The 21,986-nt window shown below is 73.8% G+C and carries 19 protein-coding genes, 2 tRNA genes and 1 pseudogene; 16 read left to right on the top strand and 6 right to left on the bottom strand.

Going from position 1 to position 21,986, the window contains the following annotated elements; genetic code table 11:
• Positions 1-83: 83 nt before the first annotated feature.
• The 4 genes from BU198_RS00110 to BU198_RS00095 all read left to right on the top strand — a co-directional run bounded on the left by BU198_RS00110 (position 84) and on the right by BU198_RS00095 (position 3,555).
• Positions 84-159, top strand: a tRNA-Thr gene (locus BU198_RS00110).
• A gap of 171 nt (positions 160-330) precedes the next feature.
• On the top strand, positions 331-999 hold the full coding sequence (locus tag BU198_RS00105; protein ID WP_188294716.1) for a LuxR C-terminal-related transcriptional regulator: 669 nt from the start codon (positions 331-333) through the stop codon (positions 997-999).
• A gap of 235 nt (positions 1,000-1,234) precedes the next feature.
• Positions 1,235-2,197 carry a UDP-glucose 4-epimerase GalE gene (galE, locus tag BU198_RS00100; protein ID WP_188294715.1) on the top strand — a complete coding sequence of 321 codons (963 nt, stop codon included), beginning with the start codon at positions 1,235-1,237 and terminating at the stop codon, positions 2,195-2,197.
• A gap of 344 nt (positions 2,198-2,541) precedes the next feature.
• Positions 2,542-3,555: a LuxR C-terminal-related transcriptional regulator gene (locus tag BU198_RS00095; protein ID WP_188294714.1), complete on the top strand. Its 1,014-nt coding sequence runs from the start codon at positions 2,542-2,544 to the stop codon at positions 3,553-3,555.
• A gap of 81 nt (positions 3,556-3,636) precedes the next feature.
• Here BU198_RS00095 and BU198_RS00090 read toward each other — a convergent pair whose 3' ends face one another.
• Positions 3,637-4,134, bottom strand: a complete 498-nt coding sequence (locus tag BU198_RS00090) for a MarR family winged helix-turn-helix transcriptional regulator (protein ID WP_188294713.1) — start codon at positions 4,132-4,134, stop codon at positions 3,637-3,639.
• A 111-nt stretch (positions 4,135-4,245) separates the two neighbouring features.
• Between BU198_RS00090 and BU198_RS00085 the strand changes: the two genes are divergently transcribed.
• The gene (locus tag BU198_RS00085) at positions 4,246-5,037 is read left to right on the top strand and encodes a methyltransferase domain-containing protein (protein WP_188294712.1); all 792 of its coding nucleotides are present in this window, start codon (positions 4,246-4,248) and stop codon (positions 5,035-5,037) included.
• Between the two features lie 83 nt (positions 5,038-5,120).
• Here the strand turns inward: BU198_RS00085 and BU198_RS00080 are convergent, their stop codons facing one another.
• Positions 5,121-5,723 carry a TetR/AcrR family transcriptional regulator gene (locus tag BU198_RS00080; protein ID WP_030259955.1) on the bottom strand — a complete coding sequence of 201 codons (603 nt, stop codon included), beginning with the start codon at positions 5,721-5,723 and terminating at the stop codon, positions 5,121-5,123.
• Positions 5,724-5,935: 212 nt separating this feature from the next.
• Positions 5,936-6,997 (bottom strand): acyl-CoA desaturase, encoded by a 1,062-nt coding sequence (locus BU198_RS00075; protein WP_188294711.1) that lies wholly within the window; start codon positions 6,995-6,997, stop codon positions 5,936-5,938.
• 248 nt (positions 6,998-7,245) lie between these two features.
• On the opposite strand from BU198_RS00075, the gene BU198_RS00070 reads away from it, so the two are divergent.
• From BU198_RS00070 to BU198_RS00045, 6 genes are all read left to right on the top strand, one after another.
• Positions 7,246-7,316, top strand: a tRNA-Gln gene (locus BU198_RS00070).
• A 143-nt stretch (positions 7,317-7,459) separates the two neighbouring features.
• Positions 7,460-8,914 (top strand): bifunctional UDP-N-acetylglucosamine diphosphorylase/glucosamine-1-phosphate N-acetyltransferase GlmU, encoded by a 1,455-nt coding sequence (gene glmU / locus BU198_RS00065; RefSeq protein WP_188294710.1) that lies wholly within the window; start codon positions 7,460-7,462, stop codon positions 8,912-8,914.
• A 202-nt stretch (positions 8,915-9,116) separates the two neighbouring features.
• Entirely contained in the window at positions 9,117-10,094 is a 978-nt protein-coding gene (locus BU198_RS00060; protein ID WP_188294709.1) for a ribose-phosphate diphosphokinase, read from the top strand.
• A gap of 276 nt (positions 10,095-10,370) precedes the next feature.
• Entirely contained in the window at positions 10,371-10,958 is a 588-nt protein-coding gene (locus tag BU198_RS00055) for a 50S ribosomal protein L25/general stress protein Ctc (protein ID WP_188294708.1), read from the top strand.
• A gap of 116 nt (positions 10,959-11,074) precedes the next feature.
• Positions 11,075-11,653, top strand: a complete 579-nt coding sequence (pth, locus tag BU198_RS00050) for an aminoacyl-tRNA hydrolase (protein WP_188294707.1) — start codon at positions 11,075-11,077, stop codon at positions 11,651-11,653.
• A 145-nt stretch (positions 11,654-11,798) separates the two neighbouring features.
• Positions 11,799-12,122, top strand: coding sequence for a hypothetical protein (locus BU198_RS00045; protein ID WP_188294706.1), 324 nt, complete (start codon positions 11,799-11,801; stop codon positions 12,120-12,122).
• 67 nt (positions 12,123-12,189) lie between these two features.
• Here BU198_RS00045 and ppc read toward each other — a convergent pair whose 3' ends face one another.
• Complete coding sequence (ppc, locus tag BU198_RS00040) at positions 12,190-14,988, bottom strand: phosphoenolpyruvate carboxylase (protein ID WP_188294705.1); 2,799 nt, start codon at positions 14,986-14,988, stop codon at positions 12,190-12,192.
• Positions 14,989-15,247: 259 nt separating this feature from the next.
• Between ppc and BU198_RS00035 the strand changes: the two genes are divergently transcribed.
• Positions 15,248-16,516: a sensor histidine kinase gene (locus BU198_RS00035; protein WP_188294704.1), complete on the top strand. Its 1,269-nt coding sequence runs from the start codon at positions 15,248-15,250 to the stop codon at positions 16,514-16,516.
• Positions 16,517-16,609: 93 nt separating this feature from the next.
• Here BU198_RS00035 and BU198_RS00030 read toward each other — a convergent pair whose 3' ends face one another.
• Positions 16,610-17,137, bottom strand: a complete 528-nt coding sequence (locus BU198_RS00030; RefSeq protein ID WP_188294722.1) for an SUKH-3 domain-containing protein — start codon at positions 17,135-17,137, stop codon at positions 16,610-16,612.
• Positions 17,138-17,197: 60 nt separating this feature from the next.
• Positions 17,198-17,659, bottom strand: coding sequence for a YwqJ-related putative deaminase (locus BU198_RS00025; protein WP_188294703.1), 462 nt, complete (start codon positions 17,657-17,659; stop codon positions 17,198-17,200).
• Positions 17,660-18,033: 374 nt separating this feature from the next.
• On the opposite strand from BU198_RS00025, the gene BU198_RS00020 reads away from it, so the two are divergent.
• The 4 genes and pseudogenes from BU198_RS00020 to BU198_RS00005 all read left to right on the top strand — a co-directional run.
• Positions 18,034-19,194, top strand: coding sequence for a Gfo/Idh/MocA family protein (locus BU198_RS00020; protein ID WP_188294702.1), 1,161 nt, complete (start codon positions 18,034-18,036; stop codon positions 19,192-19,194).
• A gap of 29 nt (positions 19,195-19,223) precedes the next feature.
• Positions 19,224-20,372 carry a DegT/DnrJ/EryC1/StrS family aminotransferase gene (locus BU198_RS00015; RefSeq protein WP_317619886.1) on the top strand — a complete coding sequence of 383 codons (1,149 nt, stop codon included), beginning with the start codon at positions 19,224-19,226 and terminating at the stop codon, positions 20,370-20,372.
• Positions 20,373-20,496: 124 nt separating this feature from the next.
• Complete coding sequence (locus tag BU198_RS00010; RefSeq protein ID WP_188294701.1) at positions 20,497-21,498, top strand: SMI1/KNR4 family protein; 1,002 nt, start codon at positions 20,497-20,499, stop codon at positions 21,496-21,498.
• A gap of 76 nt (positions 21,499-21,574) precedes the next feature.
• A pseudogene (locus BU198_RS00005) lies at positions 21,575-21,986 on the top strand (hypothetical protein); the annotation flags it as partial.

Here is a 21,986-nt window from a genome sequence, read left to right as displayed (position 1 = left end):
GGCCCGGAAGACCGATTTCCCTTCCGGACCCGGAGCCGTGTAATGTCTTCCTTGTTCGACCGGCCCGGCCAAAAGCCCGGCAAGCCCCTATAGCTCAGTCGGTAGAGCGTCTCCATGGTAAGGAGAAGGTCTGCGGTTCGATTCCGCATGGGGGCTCCACTGAAAGACCCTCGCCTCGCGGCGGGGGTCTTTCGCGTTCTCCGGCCTGTTCCGCACCGGCGACACGCCACGGCCTAGCGGGTCGGGTACGGAATGCGCTGTGATGGTGCGTCATCGGCCGCCCGGCCCGAGGGGTGCGGGCGCGAGCCGGACCCCGACCGGGAGGGCGTCATGGGCGTTCGACTCGTGGTGGTGGACGACCACCGGCTGCTGGCCGAGGCGCTGGCCACCGCACTTCAGCTGCGCGGACACCGGGTGCTCGCGGTCGGCTCGCCGGCCGGTGTCGCCGCGGACCTGGTGGTCGGGCGGCGGCCCGAGGTGTGCCTGCTGGGGGTGGCCGCTCCGGGGGAGTCGGAGGCCTTCGACGGGCTGCGCCGGATCCGTCGCGAACGCCCGGAGGTGGCCGTGATCGTGCTCGGCCCGGTGGGTGAACTGCGCGGCGTCGCAGGGGCGTTCGCGGCCGGAGCGGCCGGCTACGTGCCCAGTGACGAGCGGATCGAAGTGGTCGAGCGGGCGATCGGACGGGCGCGCGCGGGCGAGGCCGCGGTCGCGGTGGACATCCTGCGCGGGGCCTTCGACCAACTGCTGCGCCCGGTGGCCGAACCGGACGACGAGGCCGTCCGGCTGCTGCGGCTGCTGACCCGCCGTGAGGTGCAGGTGCTGACCCGGATCGCGGACGGCGAGGACACCGCGGCGATCGCCGCCGGGATGCGGATCGCCGCCAGCACCGCCCGTACCCACGTCCAGCGGGTGCTGATGAAGCTCGGTGCGCGGACCAGGCTGGAGGCGGCCGCGGTGGCGGCGCGCACCGGTCTGCTGGAGCGGATGGCCGGGGGCTGAGGGCCGCGGGAGGAGCCCGGACGGAACCGCCGGAGCCGGCGACGGGGAGGCCGGCGGAGACGACCCACGGGAGACGGCGGGTGTCCGGGGGCCGGGGACCGGGTGAAGAGGCCGGAAGCAGTCGCCCGGGTGGTCCTGAGCACCCCGATGGGATTGGGAGAATGAGCCCAGTCGTTCGCATTCCGTCGATGGCTCCCGCCCGCCGGGCGGACCGTCGTTCGCTGGAGGTCGCAACATGAGTAAGTACCTGGTCACGGGTGGCGCCGGTTACGTCGGCAGCGTGGTCGCCGCTCACCTGCTGGAGGCGGGGCACCAGGTGACCGTCCTGGACGATCTCTCCACCGGCTTCCGTGAGGGCGTCCCGGCCGGTGCCGAGTTCGTCGAGGGCAGGATCCAGGAGGCCGGGAAGGTGCTGGACGGCTCCTTCGACGGCGTGCTGCACTTCGCCGCCTCCTCGCAGGTCGGCGAGTCGGTCGTGGACCCGGAGAAGTACTGGCGCAACAACGTGGCCGGCTCGCTGGAGCTGATCAGCGCGATGCGCGCGGCCGGCGTGCGCAAGCTGGTGTTCTCCTCCACCGCCGCCACCTACGGCGAGCCGGAGGCCGTGCCGATCGCCGAGACGGCCCGCACCGCGCCGACCAACACCTACGGTGCCACCAAGCTCGCCGTGGACCACCTGATCACCAGTGAGGCCGTCGCCCACGGCCTGGCCGCCGTCTCGCTGCGCTACTTCAACGTGGCCGGCGCGTACGGCGCGTACGGCGAGCGGCACGACCCCGAGTCGCACCTGATCCCGCTGGTCTTCCAGGCCGCGCTGGGCAAGCGCCCGCACATCGCGGTGTACGGCGACGACTACCCGACCCCGGACGGCACCTGCATCCGCGACTACATCCACGTCGCGGACCTGGCCGAGGCGCACCTGCTGGCGCTGGACGCGGCCAAGCCGGGCGAGCACCTGATCTGCAACCTGGGCAACGGCAGCGGCTTCTCGGTGCGCGAGGTGATCGAGTCGGTCAAGCGCGTCACCGGCCGGGAGATCCCGGTGCAGGTCGCCGGCCGTCGGGCCGGGGACCCGGCGGTGCTGGTGGCCTCGGCCGCCCGTGCCCACGAGGCGCTCGGCTGGACCCCGAGCCGCGCGAACCTGGACGACATCGTCTCCGACGCCTGGAAGTTCACCCTGGCGAACAACGGGCAGTGAGCAACACGCCGGTGCGCGAAGGCCGGTGAGCAACGGGCCGGTACGCGAAGGCCGGCAGCCGCCGGCCCGACCGCGATGGGGTGCCGCTCCCGGACGTTCCGGGAGCGGCACCCGGGCGGCCTCTGAGAGGTCAAGTCCGGCCACTCACGCGTCTTCTGACGAAACTTCACCATATCGCCACGAGCGCGTTTCCCGCCCCGTACGCTGAGTGCGGTACCGGTGGGGGCCGGCGCCCTTTCGGTCTCACCGGCCATCGGTGGGCGGGCGGAGCCGCAGGTCCGGAACGCGGATGCCGGGCCGGTACCCGCCCCCGGGCTCGGGCGGCCTGAGCAGGGGGAGGGACGATGGCGCGGATTCGCGTCCTGGTGGTCGACGACCACCGGATCTTCGCCGAGGCACTGGCCGCGGCGCTCGCCGCCGAGCCGGACGTGGAGGTGGGGGCGGCCGGCAGTGCCGCCGCCGCCGAGCGGGCCTTGGAACGGGCGGCCGGTGAGGGCCGGGCCTACGACGTGGCACTGATCGACGCCGACCTCGGCGCCCTCAGTGCCGAGACGGCCGGCCCGGCGGGAGCGGCCGGCGGCCTGGGGACTGTCGGTGGCTTGGGGATGACCGGCGGTCCGGGCACGCCCGGAGTGCACGGACTGCCCCCCGGAGCCCGCAGGAGACCCGGCGCCGATCACGGCGAGGAGGCCCGGCGCAGGGCGGCCTCGCCGGTGCCGCAGCCGCGCCGCCCGGCGGTGCCGCCGGTCCCGCTGTCGGGTGGGCTGCCGCCCGGTGTCCGTCCCGCGATGGACCCGCTGCGGGGTGACCAGCTCAGACCCGCGGCCCCGCCGCCCGACGGCATCACCCTGCTCGCTCGGCTCCGCCGCGCCCACCCCGGGCTGCGCGCCGTGGTCCTGGCCATCGCCGACGACCCGCACCGTGCCGCCCGCGCCCTGCACGCCGGCGCCACCGGCTGGGTGGCGAAGGAGAGTTCGCTGGCCCGGCTGCTCGCGGTGATCCGGGGCGTGCTGCGGGACGAGACGCACCTGCCGCCCGCGCTGCTCACCGGGGTGATCCGGGAGCTCACCACCGCCCGGCGCGACCGCACCGAGAGCGAGCGGCTGGTCGACACCCTCACTCCGCGGGAGAAGCAGATCCTGCGCTGCATGGTCGCTGGCCTCGGCCGGCAGGCCGTCGCGGAGCGGCTCTACCTGTCGCCGCACACCGTCCGCACGCACATGCAGAACGTGCTGGGCAAGCTCGGGGTGCACTCCACGCTGGCGGCCGTCGCGGTCGCCCGCCGGGCCGGGGTCAGCCCCGCCGAACCGGCCGTGCCCCCGCCGCCCTCGGTGGCCAGCACCGTCGAGCGCCCCTGACGGAACCCGGCCCGCGGAGGGGCCGCCCACGGGAGAGCCGCCCGCGGAAGTCCGTCCGGGAAGGAGTCGTCCGGAGGCCCGTCAGCCCGGGATGTTGTCGAACGGCGCGACCAGCCGCCGCAGCAGCGCCGCGAGCTCGGTCTGCTGGCCGCCGGTGAGCTGGGCGAGCAGTTCGCGTTCGTGGGCGAGCAGTCCGGCGAGCGCCTGGTCGGCGCGGTCGCGGCCGTCGTCGGTGAGCCGGACCAGCACGCCGCGCCGGTCGTCCGGATCGGGCAGGCGCTTGACCAGGCCCTTGCCGGTGAGCCGGTCGATCCGGTTGGTCATGGTGCCGGAGGTGACCAGGGTCTGGGTGAGCAGTTGCCCGGGGGAGAGCTGGTACGGGGAGCCGGCCCGCCGCAGGGCGGTCAGGACGTCGAACTCCCAGGGCTCCAGGCCGTGCTCGGCGAAGGCGGTGCGGCGGGCGCGGTCCAGGTGCCGGGCGAGCCGGCTGACCCGGCTGAGCACCTCCAGCGGCTCCACGTCGAGGTCGGGGCGCTCCCGGCGCCATGCTGCGACCAGCCTGTCGACCTCGTCCTCCATGACGATCAGTGTATCGGTGGATGTGTCGATGTGAAGTCTCTTGACATCGAGAAATGTGCCAGCAAGGCTACCGCGAGATATCTTGATGTCGAGATACTTGCGAGGTGAACCATGACCAGCCCCGTCTGGGACCCGGCGCAGTACCTGCGCTTCGCCGACGAACGCACCCGCCCGCTGCACGACCTGCTCGCCCGCGTCCCCGCCCTTCCGCACCCCGGAGCCGAGGTGATCCTGGACATCGGCTGCGGCCCCGGCAACTCCACCGCCGTGCTGCGCGGACGCTGGCCGCAAGCCCGCCTCACCGGCGTCGACAACTCCGCCCCGATGCTCGCCACCGCCCGCACCGAGGGCGAGCCCGGCGCCGACTACCTGCTCGCCGACGCCCGCGACTACGACCCGGCCCCGGCCCGGCCCGACCTGATCGTCTCCAACGCCACCCTCCAGTGGGTGGACGGGCACCTGGCGCTGCTGCCGCGCTGGGCGGACGCCCTCGAACCCGGCGGGGTGCTCGCCTTCCAGGTGCCGGGCAACTTCGACGCCCCGAGCCACACCCTGCTCGCCGAACTGCGCCGCGGCGCCCGCTGGCGGGACATGCTCGGCGAGGAGGCGGTCAGGGCCGGCGTCCACCCGCCCGATCGCTACCTCGACGCGCTGGCCGCGGCCGGCTGCCTCCCCGACGTCTGGGAGACCACGTACCGCACCCTGCTGCCGGGGCCTGACCCGGTCCTGGAGTGGGTCAAGGGCACGGCGCTGCGCCCGGTCCTCACCCGGCTCACCGACCCGGCGGACCGGGCCGCCTTCCTCGCCGAGTACGGGCGGCTGCTGCGCGAGGCGTACCCGCCGGGGCCGTACGGGACGGTGTTCCCGTTCCGGCGGATCTTCGCGGTCGGCACCCGGCGGTAGGTCCGCGCACGGCGTCAGACCGACGTCGGGCCGACGTCGGGCCGGCGCACGGCGTCAGACCGGGACCCAGGGGCGTCCGGGCCTCAGCCCTTGCGGTCGCCGACCAGCCTCGGGTGCCGCTCCAGGCCCTCCAGCCCGTGCCAGGCGAGGTTCACCAGGTGCGCCGCCACCGTCGCCTTGTCCGGCTTGCGGACCTCCAGCCACCACTGCCCGGTCAGCGCGACCATGCCGACCAGCATCTGCGAGTACATCGGGGCCAGCCGGGCGTCGAAGCCGCGCGACTTGAACTCCAGCCCGAGGATGTCCTCCACCTGCGTGGCGATGTCGCTGATCAGCGAGGCGAAGGTGCCGGTCGACTGGGCCACCGGGGAGTCCCTGACCAGGATCCGGAAGCCGTCCGTCGAGGTGTCGATGTAGTCCATCAGCGCGAACGCGGCCTGCTCCAGCAGCTCGCGGGAGTGGCCGCCGGTCAGCGCCCCGGTCACCATGTCCAGCAGCAGCTGCATCTCGCGGTCGACCACGACCGCGTACAGCCCCTCCTTGCCGCCGAAGTGCTCGTACACCACGGGCTTGGACACCCCGGCGCGCTCGGCGATCTCCTCCACCGAGGTGCCGTCGTAGCCGCGCTCCGCGAAGACCGTCCGGCCGATCTCCAGCAGCTGCTCACGCCGCTGCTTGCCGGTCATCCGGACCCGGCCGCCCCGGCGGCGCGGGGTCGGGGCCGAGCCGCCGCCGGCGCCCCGGGCGGGGCCTCCGTCGGCGGAGCCGGCCGCCGGTGCAGCGGCCCGCGGACGGGCCGGCGCCGTAGCGGGCGCGGCGTCCGTCCGCGTGCCGTGGTGACCGCCTGTGCTGTCTGCGCTGCTCCCGTTCACCCCTACATCATGCTGGAAGCGCCGCCTCATGCGGCGCGGCGGGCGGCGATCCGCTCCGCGTCCGGCCAGCGGACGTCCCGGACCCAGCCGGCCAGCTCGAACCAGCGGATCAGCCGGGCCGAGGAGTCGATCTGCCCGCGCAGCACCCCGTGCCTGGCCGCGGTCGGGTCGGCGTGGTGCAGGTTGTGCCAGGACTCCCCGCAGGAGAGCACGGCGAGCCACCAGACGTTGCCGGAGCGGTCCCGGGAGCGGAACGGGCGCCGGCCCACCGCGTGGCAGATCGAGTTGATCGACCAGGTGACGTGGTGCAGCAGTGCCACCCGGACCAGCGAGCCCCAGAAGAAGGCGGACAGCGCGCCCTCCCAGGAGAGGCTCACCAGGCCGCCGACCAGTGCGGGCAGCAGCAGCGAGAGGGTGGTCCAGAGCCAGAACAGCCGGGAGATCCGCCTTATGGCCGGGTCGCGGACCAGGTCCGGGGCGTAGGTGAGCTGAGAGGTCTGCTCCTCGTCGAACAGCCAGCCCATGTGGGCCCACCAGAGGCCCTTCATCAGCGCCGGGAGGCTCTCCCCGTAGCGCCACGGGGAGTGCGGGTCGCCGTCCTTGTCGCTGAACCTGTGGTGCTTGCGGTGGTCGGCCACCCAGCGCACCAGCGGGCCCTCGACCGCGAGGCTCCCGGCGACCGCCAGGGCCAGGCGCACCGGGCGGTTGGCCTTGAACGCGCCGTGGGTGAAGTAGCGGTGGTAGCCGACGGTGACGCCGTGACAGGTGAGGAAGTACATGGTGACGGCGATCGCGAGGTCCGTCCAGCCCAGGCCCCACCCCCAGGCCACCGGGACGGCGGCCACCAGGGCGGTGAACGGCACGAGGATGAACAGGCCGAGCGCGATCCGTTCGGCGAGGCCCTGCTTCTCGCCGCCGCGGGTGGCGGACAGCCGGGTGGCCGCGGCGTCGGGACCGGTGGCGTCGGGGCCGGTGGTGCCGGCGGTGTCGTCGGGATCGGTGGTCTCGCCGGCTTCGGCGTGATCGGTGTCGGGAGACGGAGCGGGGGACGTGTTCCCCGCGCGCGCCTCGCCTGCCTGGATGGTCATGGGCGTCCCTTTGCGGCGTCCCGGAACGGGAGAGAAGCGGATCCTACGGTTGCGTAACCTACGGCATCGTAGGTTGCGCTCCGTGTCCAGGGGAACACATCGCAGCGCGGCGCTTGAGTGAATTCACCCGACTGGATGGATGAACCGGGGGCGCGTCGGGCCGGTCGCGGGGGCCGGAAACGGGCCCGCGGATCGGTGCAAGTCGATACCCACGGCAGGGCCCTCTCGGGTAGGGTCTGACACGACTGTCCGCCGTGGTGTAATGGCAGCACAGGGCCCTTTGGAGGCCTTTGTCTGGGTTCGAATCCTAGCGGCGGAGCCTCTGCGCGCCTCTGGTTCGGGCGTTTTCGACCGCGCCGGTATTGTCGGTGCTGCTCGGCGGACTGTGCGAATGGCGACCGGCCTGGGTCCCGGCCGGGCCTGCTCTGCCCTCTCCGTGAACCTACCGAGGAGCCTCCCCCCATGGGTGCCAATTCGCTTGCCGCCGTTGTCGTGCTCGCCGCCGGTGGCGGGACCCGGATGAAGTCGAACAAGCTGCCCAAGGTGCTGCACGAGGTGTGCGGGCGCTCGTTGGTGGGTCATGCGGTTTCGGCGGCCCGGGAACTGACGCCCGGCCAGCTGGTCGTGGTGGTCGGCCACCAGCGCGAGCTGGTCGTGGCGCACCTGGCGGAGCACTATCCGGCCGCGCGCACCGCGGTGCAGGAGGAGCAGAACGGCACCGGGCACGCCGTGCGCACGGCGCTGGAGTCGCTGACCGCCGACGGCGTGGAGCTGGACGGCACCGTCATCGTCACCGCCGGCGACTCGCCGCTGCTGACCGGCGAGACCCTGCGCCGGCTGGCGGACGCGCACACGGCGCAGCGCAACGGCGTCACCGTGCTGACCGCCGTCGTCCCGGAGCCCTTCGGCTACGGCCGCATCCTGCGCGACGAGGACGGCACCGTCGCCTCGATCGTCGAGGAGCGGGACGCCACCGCGATCCAGCGCGCGATCACCGAGATCAACTCCGGCGTCTTCGCCTTCGACGCCAAGCTGCTGACCGAGGCGCTGGGCGAGCTCACCACGGACAACTCGCAGGGCGAGGAGTACCTGACCGACACCCTGGAGATCCTGCGTACGGCGGGCCACCGGGTCGGCGCCGTGGTGGCCGAGGACCACCGGGACATCCTGGGCATCAACGACCGGGTCCAGCTGGCGCAGGCCCGCCGGCTGCTGAACGACCGCCTGCTGGAGCGGGCGATGCGCGCGGGCGTCACCGTGGTCGACCCGGCGACCACCTGGCTCGACGTCCAGGTGACGTACGAGCCGGACGCCGTCGTGCTGCCCAACACCCAGCTCCAGGGCGCCACGCACCTGGGCGAGGGCTGCGAGGTGGGCCCGAACTCGACCCTCAGGGACACCGGGGTCGGCGCCGGCGCCCGCGTGAGCAACACCACGGCCGACCGCGCCGAGGTGGGCGAGCAGGCCTCCGTGGGCCCGTACGCCTACCTCCGGCCGGGGGCCAGGCTGGCCCGCAAGGCGAAGGTCGGCACCTACGTCGAGGTGAAGAACTCCGAGCTGGGCGAGGGCGCCAAGGTGCCGCACCTCTCGTACATCGGCGACGCCACGATCGGCGAGGGCACCAACGTCGGCGCGGCCTCGGTCACCGTGAACTACGACGGCGTGAACAAGCACCGCACGGTCATCGGCGCGCACTGCCGAACCGGTTCGGACAACATGTTCATCGCCCCGGTCACTATCGGTGACGGCGCCTACACCGGCGCCGGCTCGGTGATCACCACCGACGTTCCGGCCGGCGCGCTCGGCGTGAACCGTTCGACGCAGCGGAACATCGAGGGCTGGGTCGAGCGCAAGCGCCCCGGGACGGAATCCGCGCAGGCCGCGAAGGCGGCGGCGGACGGGGCCGGGCAGGCCTGAGCGAGCGGGGCGGGGCCCGGGGCCGGGGTCCCGAGGCGGACGGTTTCTGCGCGGGCGCGTAACCTGGGGGACATACGTGCGCCACTGGGCTTACCGCCCGTGTCCAGGCGTACCGACATTTCCCCAACCCATGCCGCGAGCGGGCCCTGCCTGCCCGCACCGGGTCGAGGGTTCAGCGTTCGCAACGCGAGGAGACGGTGCAGTGAGCGGGATCACGACGTCGGGTGAGAAGAAGCTGAAACTCTTCTCCGGCCGTGCCCACCCGGAGCTGGCGAGGGAGGTGGCCGAGGCGCTCGGGACCGAACTGGTCCCCACCAAGGCCCTGGACTTCGCCAACGGCGAGATCTACGTCCGCTTCCTGGACTCCGCGCGCGGTGCGGACTGCTTCGTGATGCAGAGCCACACGGCTCCCATCAACCAGTGGATCATGGAACAGCTGATCATGATCGACGCTCTGAAGCGGGCCTCCGCCAAGAGCATCACCGCGATCCTGCCGTTCTACGGCTACGCCCGCCAGGACAAGAAGCACCTCGGCCGCGAGCCCATCTCGGCCCGCCTGGTCGCCGACCTGCTGCGCCAGGCCGGTGCCGACCGCCTGATGGCCGTGGACCTGCACACCGCGCAGATCCAGGGCTTCTTCGACGGCCCGGTGGACCACCTGTTCGCGCTGCCGCTGCTGGCCGACTACATCGGCGGGAAGGTGGACCGCTCCAAGCTCACCGTCGTCTCGCCGGACGCCGGCCGCGTGAAGGTCGCCGACCAGTGGTGCGACCGGCTGGACGCCCCGCTGGCGATCATCCACAAGCGCCGCGACATCACCCAGGCCAACACCATCCTGTCGGCCGACGTCGTCGGTGACGTCAAGGACCGGGTCTGCGTCCTGGTCGACGACATGATCGACACCGCCGGCACCATCTGCGCCGCGGCCGACGCGCTGTTCGACAACGGCGCCGCTGACGTCGTGGTGGCGGCCACCCACGGCGTGCTGTCCGGCCCGGCCGCGGACCGGCTGAAGAACTCGCGGGTGAGCGAGTTCGTGTTCACCAACACGCTGCCCACCCCGGCGTCGATCCAGCTGGACAAGATCACCACGCTGTCCATCGCCCCGTCGATCGCCGCTGCGATCCGCGAGGTGTTCGAGGAGGGCTCGGTCACCAGCCTCTTCGAGGGCGTGCACTGACGAAGGCCCGTGCAGGCGGCCCCGGTCCGGACGGACCGGGGCCGCCGCCGATTTCGCGGGAGGGCGTCGGTGCGGTTAGACTCGTGAAACTGCTCGGCGAGGGATGCCGTGCGCCTGTTCGACGGGCGCCCGATCCGTGATCGACGCGCTGCCGGTGCCGGATTCCCGTCCGCCGGCAGGCCGTTGCCGCCGAGTGACCCCCGTACTGAGGGTGTGGTCCCGGCGGTTTTTCGCGTTGCCTGCACCCCCGCGCCAGTTCCCACGAGGAGTGCAGTCGTGTCCGAGATCCGTATTGCCGCTGAGACCCGCACCGAGTTCGGCAAGGGTGCCGCCCGTCGCGCCCGCCGCGCCGGCTTCGTCCCGGGTGTCGTCTACGGCCACGGCCACGCCCCGGTTCACCTGAACCTGCCCGGCCACGACCTGATGATGGCCCTGAAGACCCCGAACGCCCTGCTGGTCGTGCCGATCGAGGGCACCGACGAGTACGTGCTGCCGAAGGCCGTCCAGCGCGAGGCCATCAAGCGCACCATCGAGCACGTCGACCTGCTGCTGGTCAAGCGCGGCGAGAAGGTCACCGTCGAGATCCCGGTCCTCACCGAGGGCGAGCTGGCCCCCGGCGGCAACCTGCTCGAGCACGTGCTGAACGCCCTGCCGATCGAGGCCGAGGCCACCCACCTGCCCGAGTCCGTGACCGTCTCGGTCGAGGGCCTGGAGGCCGGTGCCTCCATCCTCGCCAAGGACATCGTCCTGCCGGCCGGCGTCACCCTGGCCGTCGAGGCCGACGCCGTCGTGCTGCAGGTCATCGGCGCCCAGGCCGCCCCGGCCGAGGACGAGGCCGCCGAGGCCGAGGGCACCGAGGCCTGAGCCTCCCCGCCAGCCTAGACCGCTGCCCCGGTCGCTCCCGTCGGAGCGTCCGGGGCAGCGGTGTGTCCGGGATGATGACGACGAGGGCGGACACGCCCCGAGGGAGAGGAAGGACCATGGCGGACGAGTACGAGGGCCCGTGGCTGGTGGTGGGGCTGGGCAACCCGGGCGAGCAGTACGCCCGGAACCGGCACAACATCGGCTTCATGGTGGTGGACCTGCTGGCGCAGCGGATGGGCGCCAGGTTCAAGGCGCACAAGAGCCGGGCGCAGGTGGCCGAGGGGCGGCTGGCGGGCAGGCGGGTGGTGCTGGCCAAGCCAATGACCTTCATGAACCTCTCCGGCGGGCCGGTGACGGCGCTGCGCGACTTCTACAAGGCGCCGGCCTCGGCGCTGGTCGCGGTCCACGACGAGCTGGACATCGACTACGCGGCGCTGCGGCTGAAGCTGGGCGGCGGGGACAACGGCCACAACGGGCTGAAGTCGATCACCAAGTCGCTGGGCCCCGACTACCACCGGGTGCGCTGCGGGATCGGCCGCCCGCCGGGCCGGATGGAGGTCGCGGACTTCGTGCTGAAGGACTTCTCCTCGACCGAGCGCAAGGAGCTGGAGTGGTTCGTCGACCGCTCGGCGGACGCGGTCGAGGCGCTGCTGTCCGAGGGGCTGGAGCGGGCCCAGGGGACGTACAACTCCTGACCGTCCTGACCGTGCGTCAGGACCGTGTGCGGAGTACGCAACAGTCGTACAACGCTTGCCCGCCCGGACCTGAATCGGTGTGAGAACCCTGCGCGGGATCGGATAGCGTCGGCCCGGTACGCGAACGAGTCCTGGGGAGTTCTCGATGCGGGGATTGCGTCCGCTCCGCCGGCTGCGGCGGAGCCGGGTGGTCCGGCTGAAGCAGCTCGGACGGCGGGTCGGCACGGCCGGTGCGCTGGGGGCGGCCGGGGTCCTGCTGTCGGGCGGTGCGGTGGCGCACGCCGACTCGGTCGCGGAGCCGGACGCGGGGGCCTCCCCGGAGCCGGCGGCGGCGCAGTTCGGGCCGGTGCTCGGCGACTCGGTGGGCCCCGACGCGGGGCTGCTGGCGGTCGGTGGCGGCCTGGTGGTGGCGGCCGGCGGCGCGGCGCTGTGGCTGAAGCGCAAGCGCGCGGGCGAGGCCGTGGAGTAGCGGAACCTCACGACCGAGGGGCCGGTGTCCTGGACACCGGCCCCTCGGTCGTTCTCCGGACCGGCCGTCAGCCGGTGTTGCGCAGGCCGGCGGCGATGCCGTTGACGGTCAGCAGCAGGGCGCGGGCGCGCAGCGGGTCGTCCTGGCGCCCGGCCGAGAGCTCCTCGCGCTGGCGGCGCAGCAGCGCGACCTGGAGGTAGGAGATCGGGTCGAGGTAGGCGTCGCGGACCCCGAAGGTCTGCTTCAGCACCGGGTTGTGCTCCAGCAGTTCGCTCTCGCCGGTGAGCCGGAGCACCTCGCGCAGGGTGAGGGCGTGCTCGGCCTTGATCTGGTCGAAGACGTGGCGCAGCTCGCCGGGCACCAGCTGCTCGACGTAGTGCTGGGCGATCCGCAGGTCGGTCTTGGCCAGCGTCATGGCGACGTTGGACAGGAAGTTGCGGAAGAAGTGCCACTCGCCGTACATCTCGTCCAGCACGTCGCCGAGGCCGGCCTCGCGGGCGGCGGCGAGGCCGGAGCCGACGCCGTACCAGCCGGGGACGATCTGCCGGGACTGGGTCCAGCCGAACACCCACGGGATGGCCCGCAGGCCGTCCAGGCCGGCGCCGGAGTCGGGACGGCGGGACGGGCGGGAGCCCAGGTGCAGCGAGGCCAGCTGGTCGACCGGGGTGGAGGCGAAGAAGTACTTCGGCAGGTCCTCCTGGTCGACCAGGCCGCGGTAGGCGGTGTGGGCGGCCTCGGAGACCTGGTCCATCGCGGCGTCCCAGCGGGCCAGCGACTCGGGGGCCTGGCGCGGGGCGGTGTGCAGCGCGGAGGCGGAGAGCGTGGCGGAGATGGTCAGCTCCAGGTTCTCCCTGGCCAGCGAGGGGAGCAGGTACTTGTCGGAGATGACCTCGCCCTGCTCGGTGACCTTGATCTCGCCCTCCAGGGTGCCCCAGGGCTGGGCCAGGATGGCCTCGTGCGAGGGGCCGCCGCCGCGGCCGACGGTGCCGCCGCGGCCGTGGAACAGGCGCAGCCGGATGCCGTAGCGGTGGGCGACGTCGCGCAGCCGGCGCTGGGCGCGGTGGATCTCCCACTGGGAGGTGGTGATGCCGCCGAACTTGGAGGAGTCGGAGTAGCCGAGCATGACCTCCTGGATGTCGCCGCGCAGCGAGACCAGCAGGCGGTAGGACGGGTCGGAGAGCATCTCGTCGAGGATGCGGTCGGCCTGCTGGAGCTCGTCGGTGGTCTCCAGCAGCGGCACGATGCCGATCTTGGCGATGCCGGCGTGCAGGTCGAGCAGGCCGGCCTCGCGGGCCAGCACGGTGGCGGCGAAGACGTCGTCGGCGCCCTGGCACATCGAGATGATGTAGCTCTCGACGATCTCGTCGCCGAAGCGCTCGAAGCCCTGGCGGATGGTGTTGAACACGCCGAGGGTCTTGGTGCCGGCCTCGTCCAGCGGGGCCGGGGTGGGGGCGAGCGGGCGGCGCGAGCGCAGCTCCTTGGCGAGCAGCTTCTGCCGGTACTCGCGGGGCATGTCGGCGTAGCGCCAGGCCTCCTCGCCGAGCCGGTCGAAGAGCTGGCCGAGGGCGTGGTGGTGGGCCTCGGCGTGCTCGCGCACGTCCATGGTGGCGAGCTGGAGGCCGAACGCCTCGACGGTGCGGATGGCGCGGGCCAGGCGGCCGTCGGCGATGAGCTCGCCGCGGTGGGCGCGCAGCGAGTCCTGGATCAGCCGCAGGTCGGAGATCAGCTCGCGGGTGCCGAGGTAGTCGCGGCCCTCGACGTGCGGGGTGCCGCCGGCCAGCCGCTCGCGGGTGTTCTCCAGCTTGAGCCGGATGCAGGTGGCCTTGAGGCGGTACGGCTCCTCGGCGTTCATCCGCTTGTAGCGCGGGCTGAGTTCGGGGAGCAGGTGCAGGTCGGTGTTGAGCGAGGCGAGCAGCTCGACCGAGGCGCCGGCCAGCCGCTCGGAGGTGGAGAGGGTGCTGCGCAGGTCGTCGATCGCGGCGAGCGCGTCCTTGATGCCGTACTCGTGCTGGAGGTTGAGGACGTCCCAGGTGACCTGCGGGGTGACGTTGGGGTTGCCGTCGCGGTCGCCGCCGATCCAGGTGCCGAAGGTGAGCGGCCGGACGCCGTCGGGCAGGCCGAGGCCGACCCGGGCGAGCTCCTCGTGCAGCTCCTCCAGGACCTCGGGGACGGCCTCGCGGTAGAGCTCGTCCAGGTAGTAGACGGCGTTGCGGGCCTCGTCGGTGGGCTCGGGGCGGGCGATGCGCAGCTCGTCGGTCTGCCAGAGCAGGTCGATGACCTCGGCCAGGCGGCGGTCGGCGGAGCGCTTGGCGCTGCTGGTGCGGGCCTGGTCGGCGGCGGCCAGACCGGAGGTGACCTCGTCGCGGTGGATGCGGTCGAGGAGCTCGCCGATCCTGCGCAGCTTGTTGAGGACGCTGCGGCGGGCGGCCTCGGTCGGGTGCGCGGTGAAGACCGGGCGGACCGCGAGGTGGGCCAGGGTGTCCTGGAGGTGCTTGGCGTCGGCCTCGGCGAGCAGGTCGGCGGTCTGCGCGAGCAGCGAGCCCTCCCGGGCGCGGCGGGTGGCGAACTCGCGGCCTCGGTGCACCTGCTCGGTGACGTTGGCGAGGTGGAAGTAGGTGGAGAACGCCCGGACCAGCTTGGCGGCGGTGTCCAGGTCGATGTCGGAGAGGAGTTCGGCGGTGGCCTCGCCGTCGGTGCGGCTCAGCAGGCGGACCTGTTCGACCAGGCCCAGCAGCTGGGGGCCCTCCTGGCGGACCAGCGTCTCGCCGAGCAGGTCGCCGAGGCGCCGGATGTCCGCCCGCAGGGCGGCGTTGTCGGCGGTGACGGGCGTGGGGCTGTCCGCCGGGGTGGGGACCGGAGCGGTCACGGCTGGCTCCCTGTGGTGGTGGGGTTCGGCAACGGCTCATCGTCACAGGTCCACACGGGTGTGGCGGGCGTGACGCGTGCGGACCGCGCTGTCCGACGCGACCAGCATAGGTGTCGGGGCGGGTGCTGTCCGCGAGGTGGCCGGATGGCGGACAGGGCTGCCGAAAACCACTTGTGGTCTGGACCACTTGGCGGCTTCGGCGGGTGTGCCGGGCAATCCCGGTGGGGAGGGGAGGGGGTTGCCGCTTAGGCTGTGGGGCATGAGCAAGTCGCCTGGGGAGCGCATGCCGGTCTGGTCGTTCTGGTGGTGGAAGCGGCCGCGCAGTGCATTCCTGGACATCGGGCTGGCGCTGCTCGCCGCCCTGGAGTGCACGGTCAGCACGGTCGGCTTCCTTTCCGCCAGGATCCACGTGAGCGCCGCCGGCACGGTCGGGATCGCCGTGCTGGGCACGCTGGCCGGCGGCTCCCTGGTGGTGCGCCGGCGCTGGCCGGCCGTCCCGGTGCTGGTGACGCTGCTGGTGATGCCGGGAATGCTGGGCGTGGTGCTGCTGGTGGTGGCGCTGTACACGCTGTCGTCGACCTGGGAGTGGCCCTCGCGGCGCCGCCGGGTGGTGGCGCTGTCCGCGCTCGCCTTCGCCGAGGCGGCCGCCGTCATGACGGTGACACTGATGACGCCCGATGACACCCTGGTGGAGCGGCCGCCGATGTGGGGCCTGATCCTGCTGGCGCTGCTGGTCGCGGTCGGGCTGACCGTCGCCCCGGTGGTGACCGGGCTGTACGTGGGCGCGCGGCGGCGGCTGATCGAGTCGCTCAAGGACCGCGCGCACGGCCTGGAGACCGAGCTGGACCTGCTGGCCGAGCAGGCCCAGGAGCGCGCCCGCCGGGCCCGGCTGGAGGAGCGCACCCGGATCGCCAGGGAGATGCACGACGTGGTGGCGCACCGGGTCTCGCTGATGGTGGTGCACGCCGGGGCGCTGGAGCGGATAGTCGCCAAGGACCCGGAGAAGGCCGCGCAGAGCGCCAAGCTGATGGGCGAGGTGGGCCGGCAGGCGCTGAACGAGCTGCGCGAGATCCTCGGGGTGCTGCGGATGGACGACGCGCGGCAGCCGGAGCCGGACTCGCTGGCCGGGCTGCCCCGGCTGGTGGACCAGTCGAGGGCGGCCGGGATGGCGGTCACGCTGACGGTCAGCGGCAGCCGGCAGGAGTTCACCGGCGAGGCCGAGCAGACCGCCTACCGGGTCGTCCAGGAGGGCCTGACCAACGCGCACAAGCACGCGGGCGGCGCCCAGGTGTCCGTCCTGCTCTCGTACGCGCCGAACGGCGTGCGGGTGGCCGTGGTGAACGCCTGCCCGGGCGGGGAGCGGGGTGCGGCGAAGCTGCCCAGCGGGGGCAACGGGCTGGTCGGGATGCGGGAACGGGTGATCGCCCTGGGCGGCACCTTCTCCTCGGGGCCCGAGGCGGACGGCGGGTTCCGGATCGAGGCGGTGCTGCCGTCCCGGCTGACGGTACGGGCCGAGCGGCTGGGCTGACCGGCTGGGCCGGGCGGCTGGGTTGAGCGGCTGGGTTGAGCGGCTGGTTGAGCCGCCCTCAGCGCCCCCCGGTCCGGGGGCGCCCCCGGCCGCTCAGTGCTCGTCCGGGGTGCGCAGCCGCTCCGGGACGGTGCCCAGGACCAGCGCGGAGATCGCCTGGTCGATGCCGTGGCCGAGGAACCACTCGCCGGCGTGGTCCAGGCTGTAGACCCGGCCCTCCTCGTCGACGGCCAGCAGCGCCTGCCCGTACGCCTCCTCGCCGAGCGGGGCCAGCTGCGTCCCCAGCGCCCGGCCGAGGTCGAGCAGGGTGCGCGGCTGGTGCAGGCCGCACAGCGGGTCGATCAGGAACGGGGTGCGGGCCAGCTGACGGCCGGGGCCCGACAGGTCGAAGGCGAGGCCGCCGAACTCGGCCCAGGCCTCCACCGCCGCCGGGAACACCGCGTGCCGCACGCCGGTGGGAGCGCCGAACCCGACCAGGGCGTCGGCCCACTCCTCGGCCTGCCGGATCTGCCAGCGGCCGGGGTGCCAGCCGGCCGTCTTGAGCTCGGCGGCGACGTCCGCGGGGAAGCGCGGGCGGGTCCGCGGGCCGGCGGGGGAGAGGGTGGCCGGTGCGGGCGGGATGGGCGGATTCAGGACGGGCTCCAGGGCTGGGGGACGGGGGACGTGCCGGCGCTCGGCCGGTCAGTGCACGGGCGGGGCGACGGCGACGCTCCGCACGGTGAAGTGCTCCAGCATCGGGGCGCAGGAGCGGCAGGGCGGGGCGTGGCTGCCGTGCGCCGGGTCGCCCTCCTCACGAATACGTACGGTCGTCATCCGGGAGCCCTTGAGCGCCTTGCGGGCCTCGTGCAGGGTCATCGGCTTGCGGGCGGCGCGCTTGGAGCGCCTGCCGTCGACCGTGGTCAGGTACTGGGAGAGCAGGACCGCCTCGGGGCAGCGCCCGGTGAACCGCTCGCGGGCCTCCACCGGCAGGGTGTCCAGGAAGTCGGTGACCAACTGGTGCAGGGCGGGGCGGCGGGGGTCCTTGTCGCCCGCCAGGGTGTGCACCTCGCCGCCCTTGAGCGACAGCGCGGCGGCGACGGCGGGCAGCAGGCTGTCGCGGTGGTGGCGCAGCACGGGAGGGCCCGCCGGCTCACCGGTGGTCATCCGTCGTCCTCCTCCTGGTCACCCGGCGTCGGTCGGAGTGGCCGGGCCGGTCCGGTCCTGGGCAAGCCTGTCAAACGACACCGACAACCGCACAACCGGGGTGCGGTGGCGGTCGGGGCCGCGACGGACCGGCCGGGCGGTCACCCGATCTTGGCCGAACACGTACGCCCTCGTCACGACTTGTCCGCCGATCTACCGAAACGGCCCCGGCGGCCGGTCCGCGGCCGGTACCGTTCCGGCAGCGAGCCGAAGGGGACGCGGCCGACCGTGCGGGGCAGCCGCCGACGGGGCCGGCTCCGGTGCCCGCGTCGGACGTTGAGGCTGCCGGGAAGGGCCTGCCGCCCGCCCCGGCGCTGAGCGAAGGGGCTCGTGCGATGACGTCGAAACCGGCGGACGACCACTGGCAGGCCGCCAACCAGGCACCCGGCGGCCACGTGCCCGCACCCGACGAGCCGCCCGGGGCGGTGCCCGAGCACCCGGTCGGGCTGGCCGTGGTCGGGGCCGGCTACTGGGGCCCGAAGCTGGTCCGCAACGCGCAGCACACCCCGGCGCTGCGGCTGCACTGGCTGTGCGACCTGGACGAGGCCAAGGCCCGCGCGGTGCTGGGGGAGTACAGCACCGTCGGGGTGACCGGCAGCTACCGGCGGGTGCTGGCGGACGAGCGGGTCGGCGCGGTCGCGGTGGCCACGCCGGCCGGCGCGCACTACGCGCTGGTGCGGGCGGCGCTGGAGGCCGGCAAGCACGTGCTGGTGGAGAAGCCGATCACCACCTCCGCCGCCGAGGCCGGGGAACTGGTCGAACTGGCCGAGCGGCGCGGGCTGGTGCTGATGTGCGACCACACCTTCTGCTACACCCCGGTGGTGCGGCGGATCCGCGAGCTGGTGCACGGCGGGGAGATCGGGGACGTCCAGTTCTTCGACTCGGTGCGGATCAACCTCGGCCTGGTGCAGCCGGACGTGGACGTGCTGTGGGACCTCGCCCCGCACGACCTGTCGATCCTGGACTTCGTGCTGCCGCCCGGGGTCGAGCCGGTCGGGGTGTCCGCCCAGGGCGCCGACCCGATCGGGGCCGGCCGGGCCTGCGTCGCCTACCTGACGGTCCGGCTCAGCAACGGCGCGCTGGCGCACTGCCACGTCAACTGGCTCTCCCCGACCAAGGTCCGCACCACGCTGATCGGCGGCTCGCGGCGCACCCTGGTCTGGGACGACCTCAACCCCCAGGCCCGGCTGGCGGTGCACGACCGCGGGGTCGACCTCACCCCGCCCGACCAGCTGACCGACGCGATCCGGCACCGGGCGCTGATCTCCTACCGGGTCGGCGAGATGGTGGCACCGGCCCTGGTCGAGCAGGAGGCGCTGCGCAACGTGATGGCCGAGTTCGCCGCCGCCATCACCGAGGGCCGGGCCCCGCTCACCGACGGGCGGGCCGGGATGCGGGTGCTCCAGCTGCTGGAGGCGGCCTCGCTCAGCCTCGGACTCGGCGGCGTCACCGTCCCGGTGGGGGCGGCGGTCCGGGCCGGGGCGGAGGTCCGGTGAGCGCCGTTCCGGCAGCGGGCGGAGGCCCGGTGAGCACTGCGGCCTTGGGCGGGGGCGGGGGCCCGGCCGGCGACGGCATCCCGCTGGTGGACCTGGCGGCGGCGCACGCCGAGGTGGCGGACGAGGTGCGGGCCGGCTTCGACCGGGTGCTCGCCTCGGGAGCCTTCGTCAAGGGCCCCGAAGTGGCCGCCTTCGAGCGGGAGTACGCGGCCTTCGCCGGCGTCCGGCACTGCGTGGGCACCGCCAACGGCACCGACGCGCTCGAACTGGCCCTGCGCGCCCTGGACCTGCCGCCCGGCGGCGGGGTGGTGCTGCCCGCCAACACCTTCGTCGCCACCGCGGAGGCGGTGCTGCGGGCCGGGCTGCGCCCGGTGCTGGTCGACGCCGACCCGGTGTACCTGCTGATCGACCCGGAGCGGGCCGCCGCCGCACTGCCCGGCGCGGCCGCGCTGCTGCCCGTCCACCTCTTCGGTCAACTCGCGCCGATGGGGCCGCTGCTGGAGGCGGCCGACGGGCGGCCGGTGGTGGAGGACGCGGCGCAGTCCCAGGGGGCCAGGCAGCACGGGCGCACCGGGTACGGGCGGATCGCGGCCACCAGCTTCTACCCGGGCAAGAACCTCGGCGCCTACGGCGACGCCGGGGCGGTGCTCACCGACGACGAGGGCCTCGCGGACGCCGTCCGGCTGCTCGGCGACCACGGCGCGCGCGACAAGTACCGGCACGAACGGTTCGGTTTCAACTCCCGGATGGACGCCCTGCAAGCCGTCGTGCTGCGCGCCAAGCTGCGCCGGCTGCCCGCCTGGAACGCCGCCCGCAGGGCCGCCGCCGCCCGCTACGACGCGCTGCTGGGCGGGCTGGACGGACTCGTCCTGCCGCGCACCGCCCCCGGCAACGAGCACGTCAGGCACCTGTACCCGGTGCGGATCGGCCCCGGCCGGGACCGCGACGCGGTGCTGGCCGCGCTGCACGCCGCCGGGATCGGGGCCGGGGTGCACTACCCGCTGCCGGTCCACCTGCAGCCCGCGTTCCGTCACCTCGGCCACCGCGAGGGGGCGTTCCCGGTCGCCGAACGGGCCGCCCGCGAACTGCTCAGCCTGCCGCTGCACCCGCACCTCACCGAGGCCGGCCAGCTGCGGGTGGCGGAGGTGCTGGCGCGGGCGCTGGGCGGCCGGTCGTGACTCCCCGGCGGGGCCCGGGCCCTGGACCGGGAGCAGGGCCGCCTGGCCGACGGGGGGTTGAGGGCAGGCCCTAGGCTGGTGCCCAGCAGGCACCGTATTTGCAGCAGCCAGTGGGGGCTCCCAGATGACGACAGGTCGGCCCGGCGTCGCCGCCGCACCGAACGCGGCGTACGCAGGTCAGGTGGTGCAGTTCCCGGATCCGGTCCGCGCGGAGCGGCACCCCGGAGGGGTCAGGGTGGACGAGTACGGCTACCCGGACTTCGGCCCGTACGCGGCCGCCGCGGCCGAGGTGGCCGACCCGCCGGAGGGCTTCGGCGTGGACGAGCTGCGGCTGACCGACTACGTCTCGGCCAACGCCGCGCTCTACATCCAGGGCCACCCGCTCTGGGCCGACCTGGCGACCGCCGTCGCCACCCCGCCCGGCTGGACCTGGCACCACGCGGTCGGCCGGGCCGCCCCCGGCTGGCGGCGGATGGAGCTCGTCCCGGTCGAGGTCAAGGCGCTGCTGCGGCACCACGGCGGCCTGGCCGTCTCCGCCGCCGACCACAACCGCCGCGGCACCCGCCCCCTCCAGGAGCGCCGGGCGGTGCACTTCTCGCTGGCCAAGGACGGCGGCGACCCGATCGGCGTCGCCGAGGACCTGGTGCAGCGCGCCGAGGAGCGCCTCGGCTACCGGTTCCCCGACGCCTACCGCACGTTCCTCAAGCTGGGCGGCGGCCGGGCCCCGGCCGGCGTCGGGCTGGACACCGAGCTCGGACTGCTGCTCGACCAGCCGTTCCTGACGCTCACCGAGGAGTACGGCACCGAGGACGTCGTGTACGCCAACAAGTGCCTGCGCGACCACCTGACCAAGGACTACCTGGGCATCGCCTACGCCCAGGGCGGCCTGGTCGCGCTCAAGGTGCGCGGCGAGCGGGCCGGCTCGGTCTGGTTCCACCTGTACGACGACGCCCGCGACTCCGGCGCCCAGGAGTCCCCCGAGGACCGCTGCGCGCGGCTGCTGCTGCCCTGCGGCGAGGACTTCGACGCCTTCCTGCTGCGGCTGGCCGGCAGCCCGCCGGAGCTGGAGACGGTCGCGGAGCTGATGGTGGACGGCGGGTTCGCCCGGGCCGTCCCGCTGGGCTGAGGCGCGTGGTCGCGGTGATGGCTGTGGTGTCGGTGGAACGGGGGACGAAGAGGATGCGGACAGGGGTGAACCGGGCGTGGTGACGTACGCGCAGGCGCAGGAGCTCGCCGAGGAGTGGATCAACGGCGGGGTGCCGCGCTCGCAGCAGCGCGAGGTACGGGTCCGGGAGTTCGACCTGGGCTTCGTCTGCTGGGCGGTGGCGCCCTCGGGCGCGGCCGACGGTGCGGGCGGTACGGGCGGCGGCTCGGGGGAGGCGCGGCTGGTGATCGCCCGGGACTCGGGCGCCAGCACGCTGTGGCCCGCGCTGCCCGTCAACGAGGTGGTCCGGCAGTACGAGGAGGCCTACGGACGGCCGGTGGCGGCCAACCCGGCGGGTGCGGCGAAGCCCGCGCCCGGGCCGGTGGAGGCGACCTCCTTCCTGCTCAGCCCGCCGCAGTGGCTCCAGGAGGCGGGGGCCGCGGCGATCGCGGCCGAGGCGGAGCGGCTCG

The organism is Streptomyces sp. CBMA156 (assembly GCF_014596515.1).
Classification (GTDB): Bacteria; Actinomycetota; Actinomycetes; order Streptomycetales; family Streptomycetaceae; genus Kitasatospora.
The sequence above is the reverse complement of the archived record's forward strand: the minus strand, read 5'-3'. Positions and strand labels throughout refer to the sequence as shown.

What these genes read in the sequence shown, in the direction of transcription:
- BU198_RS00105 (WP_188294716.1), top strand. Translation starts at nt 331, where the DNA reads ATGGGCGTTCGACTCGTGGTGGTGGACGACCACCGGCTGCTGGCCGAG.
- galE (WP_188294715.1), top strand. Translation starts at nt 1,235, where the DNA reads ATGAGTAAGTACCTGGTCACGGGTGGCGCCGGTTACGTCGGCAGCGTG.
- BU198_RS00095 (WP_188294714.1), top strand. Translation starts at nt 2,542, where the DNA reads ATGGCGCGGATTCGCGTCCTGGTGGTCGACGACCACCGGATCTTCGCC.
- BU198_RS00090 (WP_188294713.1), bottom strand. Translation starts at nt 4,134, where the DNA reads ATGGAGGACGAGGTCGACAGGCTGGTCGCAGCATGGCGCCGGGAGCGC.
- BU198_RS00085 (WP_188294712.1), top strand. Translation starts at nt 4,246, where the DNA reads ATGACCAGCCCCGTCTGGGACCCGGCGCAGTACCTGCGCTTCGCCGAC.
- BU198_RS00080 (WP_030259955.1), bottom strand. Translation starts at nt 5,723, where the DNA reads ATGACCGGCAAGCAGCGGCGTGAGCAGCTGCTGGAGATCGGCCGGACG.
- BU198_RS00075 (WP_188294711.1), bottom strand. Translation starts at nt 6,997, where the DNA reads ATGACCATCCAGGCAGGCGAGGCGCGCGCGGGGAACACGTCCCCCGCT.
- glmU (WP_188294710.1), top strand. Translation starts at nt 7,460, where the DNA reads ATGGGTGCCAATTCGCTTGCCGCCGTTGTCGTGCTCGCCGCCGGTGGC.
- pth (WP_188294707.1), top strand. Translation starts at nt 11,075, where the DNA reads ATGGCGGACGAGTACGAGGGCCCGTGGCTGGTGGTGGGGCTGGGCAAC.
- BU198_RS00045 (WP_188294706.1), top strand. Translation starts at nt 11,799, where the DNA reads ATGCGGGGATTGCGTCCGCTCCGCCGGCTGCGGCGGAGCCGGGTGGTC.
- BU198_RS00035 (WP_188294704.1), top strand. Translation starts at nt 15,248, where the DNA reads ATGAGCAAGTCGCCTGGGGAGCGCATGCCGGTCTGGTCGTTCTGGTGG.
- BU198_RS00025 (WP_188294703.1), bottom strand. Translation starts at nt 17,659, where the DNA reads ATGACCACCGGTGAGCCGGCGGGCCCTCCCGTGCTGCGCCACCACCGC.
- BU198_RS00020 (WP_188294702.1), top strand. Translation starts at nt 18,034, where the DNA reads ATGACGTCGAAACCGGCGGACGACCACTGGCAGGCCGCCAACCAGGCA.
- BU198_RS00010 (WP_188294701.1), top strand. Translation starts at nt 20,497, where the DNA reads ATGACGACAGGTCGGCCCGGCGTCGCCGCCGCACCGAACGCGGCGTAC.